This window comes from Nocardia sp. NPDC004260 (assembly GCF_053603155.1).
Genome location: NZ_JBSGEZ010000042.1, coordinates 1 through 14,946 on the forward strand (window position 1 = coordinate 1; position 14,946 = coordinate 14,946).

16 protein-coding genes are annotated in these 14,946 nt (G+C 70.0%); 8 read left to right on the top strand and 8 right to left on the bottom strand.

The features are described from left to right. On the top strand, nucleotides 1-345 hold a 345-nt coding region (locus ACWEO7_RS23375), incomplete at its 5' end, for an AMP-binding enzyme (protein WP_452426100.1). 177 nt (nucleotides 346-522) lie between these two features. Next, a complete protein-coding gene (locus tag ACWEO7_RS23380; protein WP_452426102.1) occupies nucleotides 523-975 on the top strand; it encodes a QcrA and Rieske domain-containing protein in 453 nt (150 codons plus the stop codon). Nucleotides 976-990: 15 nt separating this feature from the next. Here ACWEO7_RS23380 and ACWEO7_RS23385 read toward each other — a convergent pair whose 3' ends face one another. The 3 genes from ACWEO7_RS23385 to ACWEO7_RS23395 all read right to left on the bottom strand — a co-directional run bounded on the left by ACWEO7_RS23385 (nucleotide 991) and on the right by ACWEO7_RS23395 (nucleotide 3,148). Beyond that, on the bottom strand, nucleotides 991-1,458 hold the full coding sequence (locus ACWEO7_RS23385) for a VOC family protein (RefSeq protein WP_450023790.1): 468 nt from the start codon (nucleotides 1,456-1,458) through the stop codon (nucleotides 991-993). An 83-nt stretch (nucleotides 1,459-1,541) separates the two neighbouring features. Continuing rightward, a complete protein-coding gene (locus ACWEO7_RS23390; protein WP_452426169.1) occupies nucleotides 1,542-2,261 on the bottom strand; it encodes a hypothetical protein in 720 nt (239 codons plus the stop codon). After that, on the bottom strand, nucleotides 2,258-3,148 hold the full coding sequence (locus ACWEO7_RS23395) for a hypothetical protein (protein ID WP_452426171.1): 891 nt from the start codon (nucleotides 3,146-3,148) through the stop codon (nucleotides 2,258-2,260). The genes ACWEO7_RS23390 and ACWEO7_RS23395 overlap by 4 nt, the downstream gene beginning before the upstream one ends. Before the next feature lie 210 nt (nucleotides 3,149-3,358). On the opposite strand from ACWEO7_RS23395, the gene lspA reads away from it, so the two are divergent. Genes lspA through ACWEO7_RS23410 form a run of 3 tightly spaced genes read left to right on the top strand, consistent with a single transcriptional unit; the run spans nucleotide 3,359 to nucleotide 5,536 of the window. After that, a complete protein-coding gene (lspA, locus tag ACWEO7_RS23400) occupies nucleotides 3,359-3,955 on the top strand; it encodes a signal peptidase II (RefSeq protein ID WP_452426173.1) in 597 nt (198 codons plus the stop codon). Next, a complete protein-coding gene (locus tag ACWEO7_RS23405; RefSeq protein WP_450023788.1) occupies nucleotides 3,952-4,878 on the top strand; it encodes an RluA family pseudouridine synthase in 927 nt (308 codons plus the stop codon). Before lspA ends, ACWEO7_RS23405 begins: the two co-directional genes overlap by 4 nt. Further along, nucleotides 4,871-5,536 carry a hypothetical protein gene (locus ACWEO7_RS23410; protein WP_452426104.1) on the top strand — a complete coding sequence of 222 codons (666 nt, stop codon included), beginning with the start codon at nucleotides 4,871-4,873 and terminating at the stop codon, nucleotides 5,534-5,536. The genes ACWEO7_RS23405 and ACWEO7_RS23410 overlap by 8 nt, the downstream gene beginning before the upstream one ends. A gap of 10 nt (nucleotides 5,537-5,546) precedes the next feature. Here ACWEO7_RS23410 and ACWEO7_RS23415 read toward each other — a convergent pair whose 3' ends face one another. Beyond that, nucleotides 5,547-6,365 (bottom strand): PhzF family phenazine biosynthesis protein, encoded by an 819-nt coding sequence (locus tag ACWEO7_RS23415; RefSeq protein WP_355079675.1) that lies wholly within the window; start codon nucleotides 6,363-6,365, stop codon nucleotides 5,547-5,549. 81 nt (nucleotides 6,366-6,446) lie between these two features. Beyond that, nucleotides 6,447-8,870 carry an HAD-IC family P-type ATPase gene (locus ACWEO7_RS23420; RefSeq protein ID WP_452426106.1) on the bottom strand — a complete coding sequence of 808 codons (2,424 nt, stop codon included), beginning with the start codon at nucleotides 8,868-8,870 and terminating at the stop codon, nucleotides 6,447-6,449. Nucleotides 8,871-8,902: 32 nt separating this feature from the next. On the opposite strand from ACWEO7_RS23420, the gene rarD reads away from it, so the two are divergent. Both rarD and ACWEO7_RS23430 read left to right on the top strand, forming a co-directional pair. Then, nucleotides 8,903-9,847: an EamA family transporter RarD gene (rarD, locus tag ACWEO7_RS23425; protein ID WP_452426175.1), complete on the top strand. Its 945-nt coding sequence runs from the start codon at nucleotides 8,903-8,905 to the stop codon at nucleotides 9,845-9,847. A 98-nt stretch (nucleotides 9,848-9,945) separates the two neighbouring features. Further along, complete coding sequence (locus ACWEO7_RS23430) at nucleotides 9,946-10,452, top strand: PaaI family thioesterase (RefSeq protein ID WP_452426108.1); 507 nt, start codon at nucleotides 9,946-9,948, stop codon at nucleotides 10,450-10,452. Nucleotides 10,453-10,538: 86 nt separating this feature from the next. Here ACWEO7_RS23430 and ACWEO7_RS23435 read toward each other — a convergent pair whose 3' ends face one another. Then, entirely contained in the window at nucleotides 10,539-11,039 is a 501-nt protein-coding gene (locus ACWEO7_RS23435) for a hypothetical protein (protein WP_355079667.1), read from the bottom strand. A gap of 193 nt (nucleotides 11,040-11,232) precedes the next feature. Further along, nucleotides 11,233-12,555 carry a DNA polymerase IV gene (locus ACWEO7_RS23440; RefSeq protein WP_452426176.1) on the bottom strand — a complete coding sequence of 441 codons (1,323 nt, stop codon included), beginning with the start codon at nucleotides 12,553-12,555 and terminating at the stop codon, nucleotides 11,233-11,235. A gap of 403 nt (nucleotides 12,556-12,958) precedes the next feature. Between ACWEO7_RS23440 and ACWEO7_RS23445 the strand changes: the two genes are divergently transcribed. Continuing rightward, nucleotides 12,959-13,846 carry a UTP--glucose-1-phosphate uridylyltransferase gene (locus tag ACWEO7_RS23445; protein ID WP_450023777.1) on the top strand — a complete coding sequence of 296 codons (888 nt, stop codon included), beginning with the start codon at nucleotides 12,959-12,961 and terminating at the stop codon, nucleotides 13,844-13,846. Nucleotides 13,847-14,054: 208 nt separating this feature from the next. On the opposite strand, the gene ACWEO7_RS23450 is transcribed toward ACWEO7_RS23445, so the two are convergent. Next, nucleotides 14,055-14,600 carry an NlpC/P60 family protein gene (locus ACWEO7_RS23450; protein ID WP_450023775.1) on the bottom strand — a complete coding sequence of 182 codons (546 nt, stop codon included), beginning with the start codon at nucleotides 14,598-14,600 and terminating at the stop codon, nucleotides 14,055-14,057. Between the last annotated feature and the right edge of the window lie 346 nt (nucleotides 14,601-14,946).

The following is a 14,946-nucleotide window of genomic DNA, read 5'->3' on the forward strand; positions in this document are numbered from 1 at the left end:
ACCGCCGAAGTCGAATCCGCCCTCGTCGGACACCACACCGTCGCCGAAGCCGCCGTCGTCGGCGCCACCGACCCCACCACCGGCCAAGGCATCGTCGCCTTCGTCATCCTCACCGCCGAAGCCCAACCCACCGACACCCTCATCGACGACCTCAAAACCGAAGTCGCCCGCGAAATCAGCCCCATCGCCAAACCCCGCGAAATCCACATCGTCCCCGAACTCCCCAAAACCCGCAGCGGCAAAATCATGCGCCGCCTCCTACGCGACGTCGCCGAAGGACGCGAACTCGGCGACACCTCCACCCTCGTCGACCCGAAGGTGTTCGAATCGATCGCCCGCGGGTAACCACAAGGAACGGCGGACCCGGCCACAAACAGATGAGGGGGTCCGGGTCCGCCGCTCCGTCATACGGATCGAATCGGATCGGATCATGGATTGAACCGCCTGATCACTCTCTCCGTGAACAAGGCGAAGCGGAACCGGCGCAAGGCCGGCCGCGCCTTCGAGGGAGATGCGACCGACATGACATTCCACGAACAACTCCGCACCCGCCGCAGTGTGGTCGTCGCCGGTGCGGGCGTCGCCGCCGCGGCGGCGGTCACCGCCTGCACCGCCTATGGCAGGGGCGACGACGCTCCCGCGCCGCATGACGCCACCGCCGCGCAGACAGGCCGGCCCGTCGATGCGAACAGTCCCGCGAACGCGCTCGCCAAGACGGCCGACATCCCCGTCGGCGGCGGCGTGATCGTGGGCGACACCGTGGTGACCCAACCCAGCGCGGGCACCTTCGTCGGGCTCTCCTCGGTGTGCACGCACGCGGGGTGCAAGGTCGCGACGGTGTCCGGCGGCACCATCAACTGTGCCTGCCACGGCAGCAAGTTCGCGCTGGACGGCTCGGTGGCCCACGGCCCGGCGAGCAAACCACTCGCCCCGAAAGGCATCCGGGTCACCGGGGATTCGGTCGTCGCCGAATGAGCAGACCCGCCGGGATCAGGAACCGCCGAACCGCTCGGCCATCCGGCGGTCCATCTCGTCGGGCGGCACATCCTCCACGTGGGTGGCCACCGTCCATCGGTGCCCCCACGGATCCTCGAAGGCGCCACTGCGATCGCCGTAGAACTGGTCGGTCATCGGCGTGAGTTCCTTGGCGCCCGCGGACAACGCGGCGGCGAAAGCGGCGTCGGCGTCCTCGACGTACACATAGAGGTTGACGGGGGTGCCGCCGACCGTCTTCGGGTCGAGGAAGTCCATATCGGGCGCCGAATCGCCGAGCATGACGACGGAATTGCCGAACATCAGCTCACAATGCGCGATTCTGCCGTCCGGACCGGGCATCCGCATACGCTCGGTCGCACCGAAAATGTTTTTGTAGAAATCGATCGCCGCCGCGGCGCCGTCGACCGCGAGTCCGGGCGACACCACCGGATATCCATCGGGTACGGGTTTGACATCAGACATGGGAAACCTCCGGTCGAGGCGTTGTGTCGGATCATGCCGAGCCTATTCCGGCGACGGGCGCGATTCGGCCGGATCGCCGGAAATCATGGTCCGGCGACGCCCTGCAGCCTGCGCACCTGGGCCGCGGTCAGCGCGCTGAGCACACCCGGGTCCACCGCCTCCGGCGCGGTCACCGCGACCTGCACCAAGGTGCTTCCCACCTGAACGATCGCGACGGACGAGCGGAGGGTCAGGTCGTCACTGGTGGTGCGCACTTGGAAGGGCGCGGAGGCATCGCCCGCGGGCGGCTGGACGAGCCCGCCGACGCGGTAGTCCATCGGAATGTCGGAGCCGTCGGCCCCGGCATAGTGCGCGCAGCGACGCAGGATTTCCTGCACTTCCGAGAAAGCGGCCGCGACCGTGTCCGGTGGATAACTGGCCGCGTCTATATCGATGCTGGCGAAATTCGGCCCGGTGTACTGCGTGGACGCCCGCGCGAGCGCGCCGGAGCGTTGCGCACCGAGCGGCGCGAGCACTTTCACGCATTCGGCCGGATTCGTCGGCGAGGCGCCGGTAGCGCCTCCGCCGGTGTCGGCGGGCGGCGCGAGCGCGGTGAAACCGGCGGGCAGATCGCTGTCGGCGAGCAACAGCCCGCGCAGCCGAGCGGAATCGGTCTCGGGGGCGGCGGTCACCGGGGCCGCGGCCACGACCGGCCCGAGCGCGGGAAGCTCGGGCTGTCCTGGAGCGGCGTGGTCCCCCGAGCCGCATCCGGTGGCGACGACGAGGGGCGCGACCGCGGCCAGCAGTCCGCACGCACGGATCATTCGGTCCACGACACCTGCGTCTCGATCGCCTGCTGCAGCGTGCTGTCGCTGTGCGGATCGCGGTAGGCCTGGTGCCCGCCGACGGTGATCGACCCGGCCACCGGCAGCGGCAAGCCGAGATCCACCGTGATGGTGCCCGCGCCCTGCATGACGTAGTCGTCGATGTCCAGCGTGCCCGCGTTGTTGGGCAGGTTCCACACCGGCGACTTCGGCTTCTGGGTGACGTGCAGCTCGATGGTGAGCCGGTCACCGTCGCGTTTGCTCAGCGTCGCGGTGGTCACCTGGTCGAGCAGGACGCCGCCGCTGACCTCCTGGCGCACCGTCCAGACCGCGCCCTCGCCGACGGGCTGGTCGGGAAACGCGATCGAACGGTAGACGGCCTGGTAGAACGCCTGCTCCAGCGCGGCGCGCGCGGTGTTGGACGTGTCCGGCGCCGGCTCGAGCCGCAGTGCGGTGATCGCGCCCAGATCGCTGAGGTCGAAGCCCGCGTGCGAGCCGCCGATCTTGGTGAGCGCTTTGGCCAGCGTGGGATCGGGCGAGGTGACCGAGCCAAGGGTGAGATCGATGCCCTCCACGGTGGTCTCCGCGGTCATCGGAATGGTCAGCGCCGGGGTGGAGAAGTCGGGCTTGGGCTGCCCATCGATCTGCTGCTGGATGTGATGGGCCGTGTACAGCGTGACCCGCTGCACGGTGCCCGCCGGATACTCCGGCCGAAGCATCGCTCGGGGCTCGGCACCGGCCGATTCGACCGTGGTCACCGCGGCCGGAATCGGCACGGTCACTTCCTTGCCGATGCCGAGCGGCTCCGTTCCGTCGGCCTCACCGCTCGACTCGGCGCCGTCGCCGCAACCGACCCCGAAGGCCGAGAGCCCGAGCGCGAGCACCATGAGCAGCACGCCCGAGCGCGCGCTCCGGGCTAGGCTCGCGCTTCGTGCCAGGCGGGGGGAAGACAACACCGTCACGAGCAACAGGGTACGACCGATTCCTGAGTGTCAGCTGGGACATTCGACCGCGAACCGATCGGCGTGGCACGCGAACGCCGCGAGCGCGGGCCGGGGCAATCGGACGCGCGCACCGGACTCGATTCCGCTCGAGAGATGATGGTCGGTGTGAGTGACGACCGGCCGCCCGAGGAAAACCCAGCGAACACCGCCTACCCGACGACCGAGCCGGCTCCGCCGCAGCGGCTGCGTACGCTACTCGTCCTCGCCGCCGTCGTGCTCGGCCTGGATCTGCTCACCAAGACCCTCGCGGTCGCGAAACTGACGCCGGGTGATCCGGTACCGATCATCGGCGACGTCGCGCGCCTGAGCCTGGTGCGCAATCCCGGCGCGGCGTTCTCCATGGCCACCGGCATGACCTGGCTGCTGACCCTGGTGGCCGCCGCCGTCGTTATCGGCGTGGTGCGCATCGGCCGCACCCTGCGCTCGCTGTGGTGGGCGATCGGGCTCGGCATGGTGCTCGGCGGCGCGGTCGGCAATCTGGGCGACCGGCTGTTCCGCGCGCCCGGCCCGCTGCAGGGGCACGTGGTGGATTTCGTCGCGATCGGCTGGTGGCCGGTGTTCAACGTCGCGGACTCGGCCATCGTGTGCGGCGCGATCCTGCTGGTCGTGCTCACCGTGTTCGGCTTCGAACCGAACGGCACCCGGGTGGGCCACGGCAAGACCGGCGCGAGCGAGGGCAGCGCGGCATGAGGGAGACCAGGACCATGCCCGTCCCCGACGGGCTCGACGGCATGCGCGTCGACGCGGGCCTGTCCCGTCTGCTCGGCCTGTCCCGCACCGCGGTGGCCACGCTGGCCGAGGAGGGCTCGGTGCAGCTCGACGGCGTCGCCGCGGGCAAATCCGACCGGCTCACCGCGGGAGCCTGGCTGGAGGTGGTCTTCCCGGAGCCGAAGCGGGAGCTGACCATCGAGGCCGAACCGGTGGAAGGCATGAAGATCCTCTACGCCGACGACGACATCGTCGCGGTCGACAAGCCGGTCGGCGTGGCCGCGCACACCGGCGTCGGCTGGAGCGGCCCGACCGTCGTCGGCGGACTCGCCGCCGCCGGATACCGCATCTCCACCTCGGGCGCCCACGAGCGGCAGGGCATCGTGCACCGCCTGGACGTCGGCACCTCCGGCGTGATGGTGGTCGCACAGTCCGAGCACGCGTACACGGTGCTCAAGCGCGCGTTCAAGCAGCGCACCGTCGACAAGCGGTATCACGCCCTGGTGCAGGGGCATCCGGACCCCAGCAGCGGCACCATCGACGCCCCGATCGGGCGGGCCCGCGGCAACGACTGGAAGTTCGCCGTCACCGCCGACGGTCGTCCCAGCGTCACGCACTACGACACGGTCGAGGCGTTCCATTCGGCCAGCCTCCTCGACATCCACCTGGAGACCGGCCGTACCCATCAGATCCGCGTGCATTTCTCCGCGATCCGCCACCCGTGCTGCGGTGATCTCACCTACGGCGCCGACCCGCGCCTGGCCGAGCGGCTCGGGCTGCAACGGCAGTGGCTGCACGCCCGGTCGCTGGGGTTCCAGCACCCCGCCGACGGCCGCTACCTGGAGATCACCAGCGAATATCCGGACGACCTGAAACACGCGCTCGACGTCCTGCGCGATGCCTGACCCGCGGGTGCCGCCGTGGCGCGGGATCTTGCTCGGCGCGGCGGCCGTCGCGCTGATCGCGCTGATCTTCGCCCTCGGCGCGCTGCAACCGCCGTACCTCGCCCCGGTGTCCACCGACCGGCTCGGACCCGACCACGGCGAGCAGGTCGCGGATTACCTCGCCCGGTCTCGTGACTCGCTGAACGCGGGCGGCGACGAACCGCGCTGGGCGCTGGTGTCGTTCGCCGAACCCATGGCGCCCGGCGAGATTCCGCAACACACCGACGGATTGCGGATCGCGCAGGTGCTCTACCGGGTGCCCGCGCCCGGCGTGCAGACGCCGCTGGTGGCCGTGCCGGTACCGGAAGGTGTTCAGGCGGCAGTGGATTCGGCGTCGTACGCGGCCTGGCTGCTTCCCCGCCCCACCGACGACCGCTCCGCCCGCGTGGTCGCGTTCTCGGCCGCACGACTGCGCAGCGGCTGCGGCTGCGTCGTCGGGCTCGTCGTGCGTGGCACCCCGGCGCGACTGCGAAACCTGGCCGGGCACAACGGTATCCGCGCGGTCCAGGCACTGCCCGCCGACGCGGTGGCGGGAAGCTTCGCGGTGGCCCCGCTGCTGCCCGACCACCGCGACGTCGTCCTGCCCGGCCCCGACGACGGACCGGTTCCGGAGCCGTGAGCGGCCGGAGCTAGTCCGGCAGGGTGACGACGCCGTCGAGGTAGCGGCGGCACCGTCCGAACAACAGCACGCGGTCGCCGGTCAGTTCGCAGCGCAAGCTTCCGCCGCGGCGGGACAGCTGCCTGGCGTGCAGTTCGGTGCGGCCGAGCCGCTCGCTCCACAGCGGAACCAGCTGCGCGTGCGCGGACCCGGTCACCGGGTCCTCCGGGACGCCCACGGCCGGGGCGAAGACCCGGGAGACGAAGTCGACCGAATCGCCGGGCGCGGTGACGATCGCGGCGCGCGGCAGCGCGGGGAACGCCGCCAGCACGGGCGCGGCATCGCGCACCTCCTGTTCGGTCGCCACGACGATCACCTCGTCGGTGCCGGAATACGCGCCCACCGGACGCACCCCGAGCGCCGCGACGAGCGCCGGATCGGGCTGCACCGGAATGCTCGGCACGGCAGGCAGGTCGAGGACGAACTCGTCGTCATCGGTGCGGTCGACGTGCAGCCAGCCGCTGCGCGTGTAGAAGCTCACCCGGTCCTCACCGGGGTGCATGTCGGCCAGGATCTGCGCGGCGCTGGCGAGAGTGGCGTGCCCGCAGAGCGCGACCTCCACCCTCGGGGTGAACCACCGGAGGTGGAAGGCGGGCCACTCGCCCGGCGGCACGCCCGCCTCTGGAGGTAACCGCGAGGTATAGAACGCGGTCTCGGCGAGGTTGTTCTCCTCGGCCAGCTGTTGCAGCAACGCATCCGGCAGCCACGACGGGAGCGGCATCACCGCGGCCGGGTTGCCCGAGAACGGTGCGTCGGCGAACGCGTCGATCTGGTGCAGCAGTACCTCCATAATCTCCAGAAGGTACTCCAAGTCTGAATGGCCGCTTCGCACAAGGCTTCTCGTGGCGCGGCGAGTCAGGCGTCCAGTCTGTCAGCCGGCTCCGCCGGGCGAGCTGGGCAGCAGTTGCCGCTTCTCGCCGCGCAGCGCCGCGCTCACCCACCAGGCCGCCTCGACGAGCACGATCCCGACCACGCCGCACACCACCGCCGCGCCGGTGAGCGCGAGGTTGGAGGGGTCGAGTTTGAAGAACTCGCGGGTGAACGGAACGGTGAACAGGAACACGTACGCCGCCACCGACACCGCGATCAGCATCACCTTCCACCACACGTACGGCCGCGCGACGATGGCGAGCACCCACACCGCGATCATGATCAATGTGATGAGCGCAGTGGTGCCCGCCTGGACCTTCTGCTCCTCGGTGGCGTGCGGCCCGGCGTAGGCGATCAGGTACGAGACGAAGGTGGCCGCGCCGATCACCACGCCCGACGGGATGGCCAACCGCATGACGCGCCCCACGAAACCCGTGCGGGCACGCTCGTTGTTGGGCGCGAGCGAAAGGATGAACGCCGGAATGCCGATGGTGAACCAGGCCGCGATCGTGACGTGGCGCGGCAGGAACGGGTAGCCGATGGGCTCGTAGTCGAAGATCTGTGAGCCGATACCGGCCATGCCGACCAGGAAGGCGAGCAGCACGGAATACACGGTCTTGGTGAGGAACAGATTCGAGACCCGCTCGATGTTGCCGATCACCCGGCGTCCCTCGCCGACCACGTACGGCAGCGTGGCGAACTTGTTGTCCAGCAGCACGATCTGCGCCACCGCCCTGGTCGCCGGACTGCCCGAGCCCATCGCCACGCCGATGTCCGAATCCTTCAAGGCGAGTACGTCGTTCACACCGTCGCCGGTCATGGCCACCGTGTGCCCGCGCGACTGCAACGCCGACACCATGGCGCGCTTCTGATCCGGGCGTACCCGGCCGAAGGTGGTGTTGCCGTCCAGCACGGCGGCCAATTCCTCGCCGTCCCGCGGCAGCTCCCGCGCGTCGATCGGGTGGTCACCGCCCGGCAGATCGAGCGAGGAGGCCACCGCGCCGACCGACACCGCGTTGTCGCCGGAGATGACCTTGATCGAGACGCTCTGGCTCGCGAAGTAGTCGAGTGTGTCGCGCGCATCGGGCCGGACCTTCTGCTCCAGCACGACCAAGGCGGCGGGTCGCACGCCCCCTGGGGCGTCCGCAGCGTCCACCGGACGGTCGCCGCGCGCAAGCAACAGCACGCGCAGACCGGATGCGCCGAGTTCCTCCGCGACCCGCGCGTCCGCGGATCCCGGGTCGAGCAGCACGTCCGGCGCGCCGAGCAGCCAGTCGCCGTGCTCGCCGTAGGAGCAACCGCTCCACTTCTTGGCGGAGGAGAACGGCGCGACGGCGGTGCGCTGCCAGCCGGGACCGTCCGGCAGAGCCTCGGCGATCGCCTGCACGCTCGCATTCGGGCGCGGGTCGTCGGCCGCGAGCGCGGCCAGCGCGGTGCGTACCTCGGTGTCGTCGAAGGTGTCCAGCGTCTTCAGGTCCGACAGCCGCATGCCGTTCTCGGTCAGCGTGCCGGTCTTGTCCGCGCAGACCACGTCGACGCGGGCCAGCCCCTCGATCGCGGGCAACTCCTGCACCAGGCACTGGCGCCTGCCCAGCCGCACCACGCCGACCGCGAACGCGATCGACGTCATCAGCACCAGCCCCTCGGGCACCATCGGCACCAGCGCGGCCACCATGCCGGTGAGCGCGGGCCGCCACGACTCCTTGCTGGAGACCAGCTGGTTGTAGATGCTCAGCAGTCCGGCGGGAATCAGCAGGTAGGTGATGAACTTCAGGATCTTGTCGATGCCGCTGCGCAGTTCGGAGTGCACCAGCGTGAACTTGCTCGCCTCCTCGGCCAGCCGCGCCGCGTAGGCGTCCCGGCCGACCTTGGTGGCGCGGTAGGCGCCGGACCCGGACACCACATAACTACCCGACATCACCGTGGCGCCGACCGCCTTCTCGATCGAGTCCGCCTCGCCGGTGAGCAACGACTCGTCCACCTCGAGCTGCGCGGACTCCTCGACCGTGCCGTCCACCACGATCTGGTCGCCGGGACCGAGCTCGATCAGGTCGTCGAGCACCACCTCGCGCGGCGCGATCTCGACGGCCCTGCCGTCCCGGCGGACGGTCGGCTTGGCCTGGCTGACGATGGCCAGCTGGTCCAGGGTGCGCTTGGCGCGGATCTCCTGGATGATGCCGACCGCGCTGTTGGCGACGATCAGCAGGCCGAACATGCCGTCGATGATCGATCCGGTGGCCAGCACCAGCACGAACAGGACGCCGAGGATGGCGTTGATCCTGGTGAAGACGTTCGCGCGCACGATGTCGCGAACCGAACGGCTCGCGCGATCCGGGACGTCGTTGGTCAGTCCGTCGTGACGACGTTGCTCGACCTCGGTCGCGGTGAGTCCGGTCGCGCCCGATGCCTGCACGGTAATCGACATGACCGCAAGGCTACGGGACAACTACGTTCGTCATCGTGCGGCGAAGCAGGTCCATCCCCGGTGTAGCGTTCGGAGCGAGCGCGTACTTCTTGTGGGGACTTTTCCCCGCGTTCTTCGGGCTGCTGGCGTTCGCCAGTCCGGGTGAAGTGGTGGCGCAGCGGATCGTCTGGACGCTGGTGGTCGTGCTCGCGGTGCTCGCCGTCAGCGGCCGGATTCGCGAGCTGCGCGGCATCGAGGGCCGCGTCTGGCGGCTGGCGGCCGTCGCCTCCGCCGCGATCGCGCTCAACTGGGGCGTGTACGTCTACGGGGTCACCTCGGGTCACGTCGTGGAGTGCGCGCTCGGGTATTTCATCAACCCGCTGGTCACCGTCGCGTTCGGTGTGGTGCTCTTTCGTGAGCGGCTGACCGGCGCCCAATGGGCCGCCCTTGGGCTCGGCGCGGGCGCGGTGGCCGTGCTCACGGTCGACTACGGCAGACCGCCGATCATCGCCTTGGCCCTGGCCTGCTCTTTCGCCACCTACGGCTTGGTGAAAAAGGTGATCCCGCTGGACGCGCTGCGCGGCATCGCCGCCGAGGGCGTCGTGGCCGCGCCCTTCGCGCTGGCGTTCGCGATCGCGCTCGCGGTCACCGGGCACAGCGAATTCGCCTCCGGCCCCGCGCATACCGCCCTGATGGTGGCCACTGGACCGGTCACCCTGGTTCCGCTACTGCTGTTCGCCGTCGCGGCCCAGCGCGTCGCGTTGTCCACCATGGGCCTGCTGCAATACCTCACCCCCGCGCTCCAGATGGCCTGGGGCGTCGCGGTCGCGCACGAGCCGATGCCCGCCTCCCGTTGGGCCGGTTTCGCCCTCATCTGGGCGGCGCTGGCGATATTCACCACCGACGCCCTGCTACGAACCCGTCGCGCGCGGCGCACATCGCGCCATGTCACCAGCGAATCCAGCTCACACGCGAGCGAAACACGGTCCGCACCCTGAGCTTCCCGCTTTCCGACGACTCGAGTTCGTCGGAATTGGTCGCGAAGGTGTCGGATCCGACACTTCTGCGGGCTTCGCCTTCTCCGTAGCGTCGATGTATGACCGCGCCCAGACCCCTTCGCGCCCGCACCGACCCGGGGCGGCCACCGGCTGAGAAGACACCCGACCTGCTCGGTATGACCGGACGGGAGATCTTGCAGGGGACACTCGACGGACGATTCCCGGGTGCGCCGATTCTGAGCACGCTCGGTTTCCGGCTGGCCCAGGTCGGCGATGGCACCGTGGTTTTCGAGGGCGAGCCGGGAGACCAACTGCTCGACCCGGCGGGCGGGGTGTACGGCGGCTTCGTGGCGACGGTGCTCGAAGCGGCCCTCGGCTCGGCGGTGCTGACGCGACTGGCGGGCGGGACGCGCTCCACCTCGGTCAAGATCGGTATCGACATCCACCGTGCCGTGCGCAGCGATACGCGCACGCTGCGCTGCGAAGGCACCGCGATCCATGTCGGCACCACGACGGCCAGCGCGGAGGCCCGCCTGATCGGCGCCGAAGACGGCGAGCTGTACGCGCACGCCACCTCGATGTACGCGATTCTGCGCATGCTCTGACCTGCGCTACTACCAAATACGGCAGCGCATTTCGCGCGACGACGGGCCGGCGCCGCGAAACGCGACGACCGGCCCGTCGAGTGAACTCAGCTGCAGGCCGCCGACTGCTGACCGAGGTTGGTCAGCATGGTGCAGGCCCAGGTCTTCTGGATCTTCCACTTGCCGTTGTCGGCGACGAACGGCACGTCGACGATGTTCTCCTGGCCGTTGAGGATGAACTTGGCCTTCGCGTTCACGCTGTCGCCGAAGGAGGTGACGTCGGTGACCACGATCTTCACGTCGGCACCGGCCGCGGCCTGCGACAGGCGGTCCGGCAGCGTCGGATCGGCCTCGGCGCCCTGGACGTTGTCCAGCTTCTCGGAGGCGGGCACCGACGGGTCGAGCGCACGGGCCAGGGCGGTGTTCAGCTCCGCGGGGGTCGGGACCGGCGGCAGGTTCGCGCTCGCGGTCGCCGACGCCTTGGCGCTGGTCGACGTCTTGGCGGCGGGCTTGCTGTCCTTGTCGTCGCCACCACAGGCGGTCAGGCCAAGCGCGGCGACGATGGCCAGTCCGGCGATCGCGATGCGTCCAGTCTTACGAAGCTTCAACTGCTCGTCCTTTGCGTTCGAGAGGTCCGTGTCGTGTTCCACCATGGCAGCCGCCCCCGAACCGGCGGCGCTGCACGAGGTCCCAGGCTACCGGCCCCGGGTGGCGTCACCCGGATCCACACCGGACCGGCGATGGTCGTCGGCAGCGAACGTACGCGTCCGGCCCGGCGATGTCGAGCCGCGGGCCCGGCCGTCACAGCAGACTGTCCAGCGGATCGGCACGGGTGAGGGCGGCATCGTCGGCGGCGAAGGTGCGCGCGGGACCCGGGCCGGTGGAACGGGTTTCGAAGCGGACGGTCACCACGCCGAGCCCGGCGCCCTGCACCCAGCCGTGACCGTGCTCGGGATGCGACACATCCATGCCGGGATGCCAGAGGGCGACCGGCAGGACCGGCGCGATGCCAGCGGCATCGCCGAGGTCGGCGGCGGTCGGCTCGGGATCCGTTGGCACCGAGGCGATCTCGGCGACCGGAGCGCGATCCAGTTCGGGGAACAGGGATTCCTGACGGACGGTCGACAGACCGCCGTAGCCGACGCCGACGAGGCGGATCGGGCCCAGCTCCCGCGGGTCGAGCGCCGACCGCTGCGCGGCGGCGGCGAGAGTGGCCAGGTCCTCGGTGGCGTAGGGCAGGGTGTAGGAGCGGGTGACGATGCTCATATCGGACTTCTTCAATTTGAGCACCACCGTGCGCGCGGCGCGCCCGTCACCGGTCAGGCGCCGGTGCGCCGCGGCGGCCATGTCCTCGATGGCCGGACGCAGTTGCTCGAGGCTGACGATGTCGGTTTCGTAGGTAGTCTCGGCGCTGATCTGCTTCGCCTCGGTGCGTTCGGCGACCGGACGGTCATCGATGCCGCGCGCCAGCCGGTGCAGCGCGGCGCCGACGCTGCCGCCGAGAATCGACATCGCCTCCGATTCCGGCAGCGCGGCGAAGGCGCCCACGGTCTCGATGCCCAGCGAGCGCAACCGGCTCTCCGCGACCGGGCCGATCCCCCACAGCTTGCGCACCGGCAGACCCGCCAGCAGTCGCGGCTGCTCGACCGGCGAGATCACCCGGATCCCATCGGGTTTGGCCAAGCCGGAGGCGATCTTGGCCAGCTGTTTTCCGGTGCCGGCGCCCACCGAGGCGGTCAACCCGGTCCGTTCCCGCACCACCGCGCGCAAGTCCGCGCAGAACGCGTGCACCTGGGCGACCGTGGCGCCGGCCAGCTCGGCCGGTTCGCCGAACGCCTCGTCGAACGACAGCGTCTCCAGCACCGGGATCCGGCTGCGCAACGCGTCGAAGACCTGCCCGCTCACCACGCCGTAGACGGCGCCGCGCGGCGGCACCACCACCGCGGTGACGCCGACCAACCGGCGCGCCTGATGCATCGGCATCGCCGACCGGGCCCCGAACACGCGCGCCTCGTAACTGGCTCCGGCGACGACGCCGCGCCCGCCGGTCCCGCCGACCAGCACCGGCCTGCCCCGCAGTGTCGGCCGGGTCAGCTGCTCGACCGAGGCGAAGAACGCGTCCATGTCGATGTGCAGAACCCAGCGACGAGCGGCGCTGTCCGCGTCGGTGAGCACCGGCGCCCGCCGACCCGCCGCGCTTTCGGCGCGGGTGGTCCCGACCCCGGTCGAGGGCGCGACCGAGCGCTCGACGCTCGGCTTCTCGGTACGCACGGCTGCAATGTACGCCCGTCCACCGACAGTTCGGAGCAGGCGGTGACGCTGTCAGGTGGCTGTGCGCTAGCTGCTGGTTACCTGCCGGTATCGGGGCCGCCTCCGTCTGGCCCCCCGGCGATCATCTGCCCCCGCCGCGACGGCTGTGATCTGCGCTTTTCCGTGCCGGAACAAGGACCGGGCGGTCTCGAAATAACCGCCGACGTGCCGTGGGGACGGGGCCTCACCCACGGTCCGATATGTGATGATCGGACCCATGAATATCCGCAAGGCCGTCATCCCGGCCGCCGGTATCGGCTCCCGGCTGCTTCCGCTGACCAAGGCCATCCCCAAGGAGATGCTGCCGGTCGGCGACAAGCCGGTGATCGAGCACACGGTCCGCGAGCTGGTCGCTTCGGGCATCACCGACATCACCATCGTGGTCAGCAGCGGAAAATCACTGATCCAGGACCATTTCCGACCCAATCCCGCGCTGGTCGCCCAGCTGCGCGCGGACGGCAAGACCGCCTTCGCCGACGCCGTCGAGGAGGTCGGCGAGCTGTCCCGGCTCGGCCACATCACCTACCTCGACCAGCACGGGCCGTACGGCAACGGCACCCCGGTGCTCAACGCCGCCCGCAACCTCGGCGACGAGCCCATGCTGGTGCTGTGGCCGGACGACGTGTTCGTCGCCGAGGTGCCCCGAGCTCAGCAGCTCATCGACGCCTATGAGGCCACCGGAGCCCCCGTCCTCGCGCTGATGCCGATGGATCCCGCCGAGTCGCAGCGCTACGGCGTGCCGGTGGTCGCCGACGACCACGGCAACGGCCTGCTGCGCATCACCGGCCTGCGCGAGAAGCCGAAGCCGAAGGACGCGCCGTCGTCCTTCGCCGCGATCGGCGGCTACGTCGTCACCCCCGGCATCATCGAAGAACTGCGCAGGCAGACCGAAGCGTGGTACGAACACCGCACCGGCGAGGTGTACCTCACCGACGCGATCAACGTGCACGCGGCGAACAGTCCGGTCTTCGGCCAAGTGATCCGCGGCCGGTGGTACGACACCGGTAACCCGGCCGACTACCTGGTGGCGCAATTCGCCTCGGCGCTGGCCCATCAGCAGTACGGACCGCTGCTGCGCACCCTCGCCGACGGTCTCGGCGACTAGCGCACATCCGGGCCATATCGCGGCTCCCGCACACCGGACGGTGACCGCAGTGGCTCCCGGCGGCGGCACACCGGCCCGGTTCCACGCGGCTGGCACCGCTCCGACCGGTGGGCCGGGCGCCCATGACGTTCGGCCGAGTCACCACGGCCCCGACCCGAATTCTCGGGTCGGGGCCGTTTCAGCGCCGGAGTAACCGCGCTCGGTGCGCTCAGAAGCGACGGATGGCGTAGATGTCGAATTCGTCCAGCGGCGTGAAGCCGACCGGCACGCCCTGACCGTACGCGTTGAGCACCCGGCCGTTTCCTGCGTAGATACCGACGTGCGAGCCATCGCTGTTCAGCACGATCACGTCGCCGAGCGACAGCGAGCCCCGCGGGACGGGCGCGCCCACCTTCGCCTGCTGCCAAGTGGTCCGTGGAAGGCTCACGCCGACCTGACGGTACGCCCACTGCACGAGGCCCGAGCAGTCCCAACTGTCGGGGCCGGTCCCACCCCATTCGTAAGGCTTGCCGATCTGCGTCGTCGCCGCTGCCAGCGCGCCGACGCCGAACACACTGGGTATCGGCAGGTCGGCCGAGCCGCTGGCGCTGCCGGACGAGGAACTGCCGCTGCCCGCCGAGCCGAACGACGCGCTGCCCGGCCCGCTGCCGGAGGCGCTGCCGGTGTCGGCCCAGGTGGGTCCGGCGAACAGGAGGATCGCGATGATCGAGAGCAGGAATCCGAGTGCGATGCGGTGCAACGATTTTCTCGGCACGTGCTCGCCCCTTCCATGGGCGCGGTTGACTGGCCGCCGATCGGCAGCCTGGCTAATACATGGCATCAGCAGCGGCCTCCGATGCGGAGCCGCGGCCACCCGCGCCGGTCACATTCCCAGCACGGCCAAATTCCAAGTAGGACACGCCAAAAAGAGAAACCGCCGCCCCGGAGATCACCTGGGTAACAGCAGCGACACCGCAGATTGTGCCTGGGATATCGGTGAATTGTCGGGAATCAGCAAATTCTCAGCATGTGATCTAAATCACTGAATTGCGCCGTAAAGGCGAGGTTTGAGATCGAAGAACCCCGCATCGGGTTGCCAGCGGGTCGCGCGCGGTACGCGG

Excerpts from the sequence above, each read along its gene's own strand:
- ACWEO7_RS23395 (WP_452426171.1), bottom strand. The coding sequence starts at position 3,148 with ATGGTGCTCGCGCTCGGGCTCTCGGCCTTCGGGGTCGGTTGCGGCGAC.
- ACWEO7_RS23440 (WP_452426176.1), bottom strand. The coding sequence starts at position 12,555 with ATGGACGCGTTCTTCGCCTCGGTCGAGCAGCTGACCCGGCCGACACTG.
- ACWEO7_RS23390 (WP_452426169.1), bottom strand. The coding sequence starts at position 2,261 with ATGATCCGTGCGTGCGGACTGCTGGCCGCGGTCGCGCCCCTCGTCGTC.
- ACWEO7_RS23445 (WP_450023777.1), top strand. The coding sequence starts at position 12,959 with ATGAATATCCGCAAGGCCGTCATCCCGGCCGCCGGTATCGGCTCCCGG.
- ACWEO7_RS23380 (WP_452426102.1), top strand. The coding sequence starts at position 523 with ATGACATTCCACGAACAACTCCGCACCCGCCGCAGTGTGGTCGTCGCC.
- ACWEO7_RS23405 (WP_450023788.1), top strand. The coding sequence starts at position 3,952 with ATGAGGGAGACCAGGACCATGCCCGTCCCCGACGGGCTCGACGGCATG.
- lspA (WP_452426173.1), top strand. The coding sequence starts at position 3,359 with ATGATGGTCGGTGTGAGTGACGACCGGCCGCCCGAGGAAAACCCAGCG.
- ACWEO7_RS23420 (WP_452426106.1), bottom strand. The coding sequence starts at position 8,870 with ATGTCGATTACCGTGCAGGCATCGGGCGCGACCGGACTCACCGCGACC.
- ACWEO7_RS23385 (WP_450023790.1), bottom strand. The coding sequence starts at position 1,458 with ATGTCTGATGTCAAACCCGTACCCGATGGATATCCGGTGGTGTCGCCC.
- ACWEO7_RS23410 (WP_452426104.1), top strand. The coding sequence starts at position 4,871 with ATGCCTGACCCGCGGGTGCCGCCGTGGCGCGGGATCTTGCTCGGCGCG.
- ACWEO7_RS23430 (WP_452426108.1), top strand. The coding sequence starts at position 9,946 with ATGACCGCGCCCAGACCCCTTCGCGCCCGCACCGACCCGGGGCGGCCA.
- ACWEO7_RS23415 (WP_355079675.1), bottom strand. The coding sequence starts at position 6,365 with ATGGAGGTACTGCTGCACCAGATCGACGCGTTCGCCGACGCACCGTTC.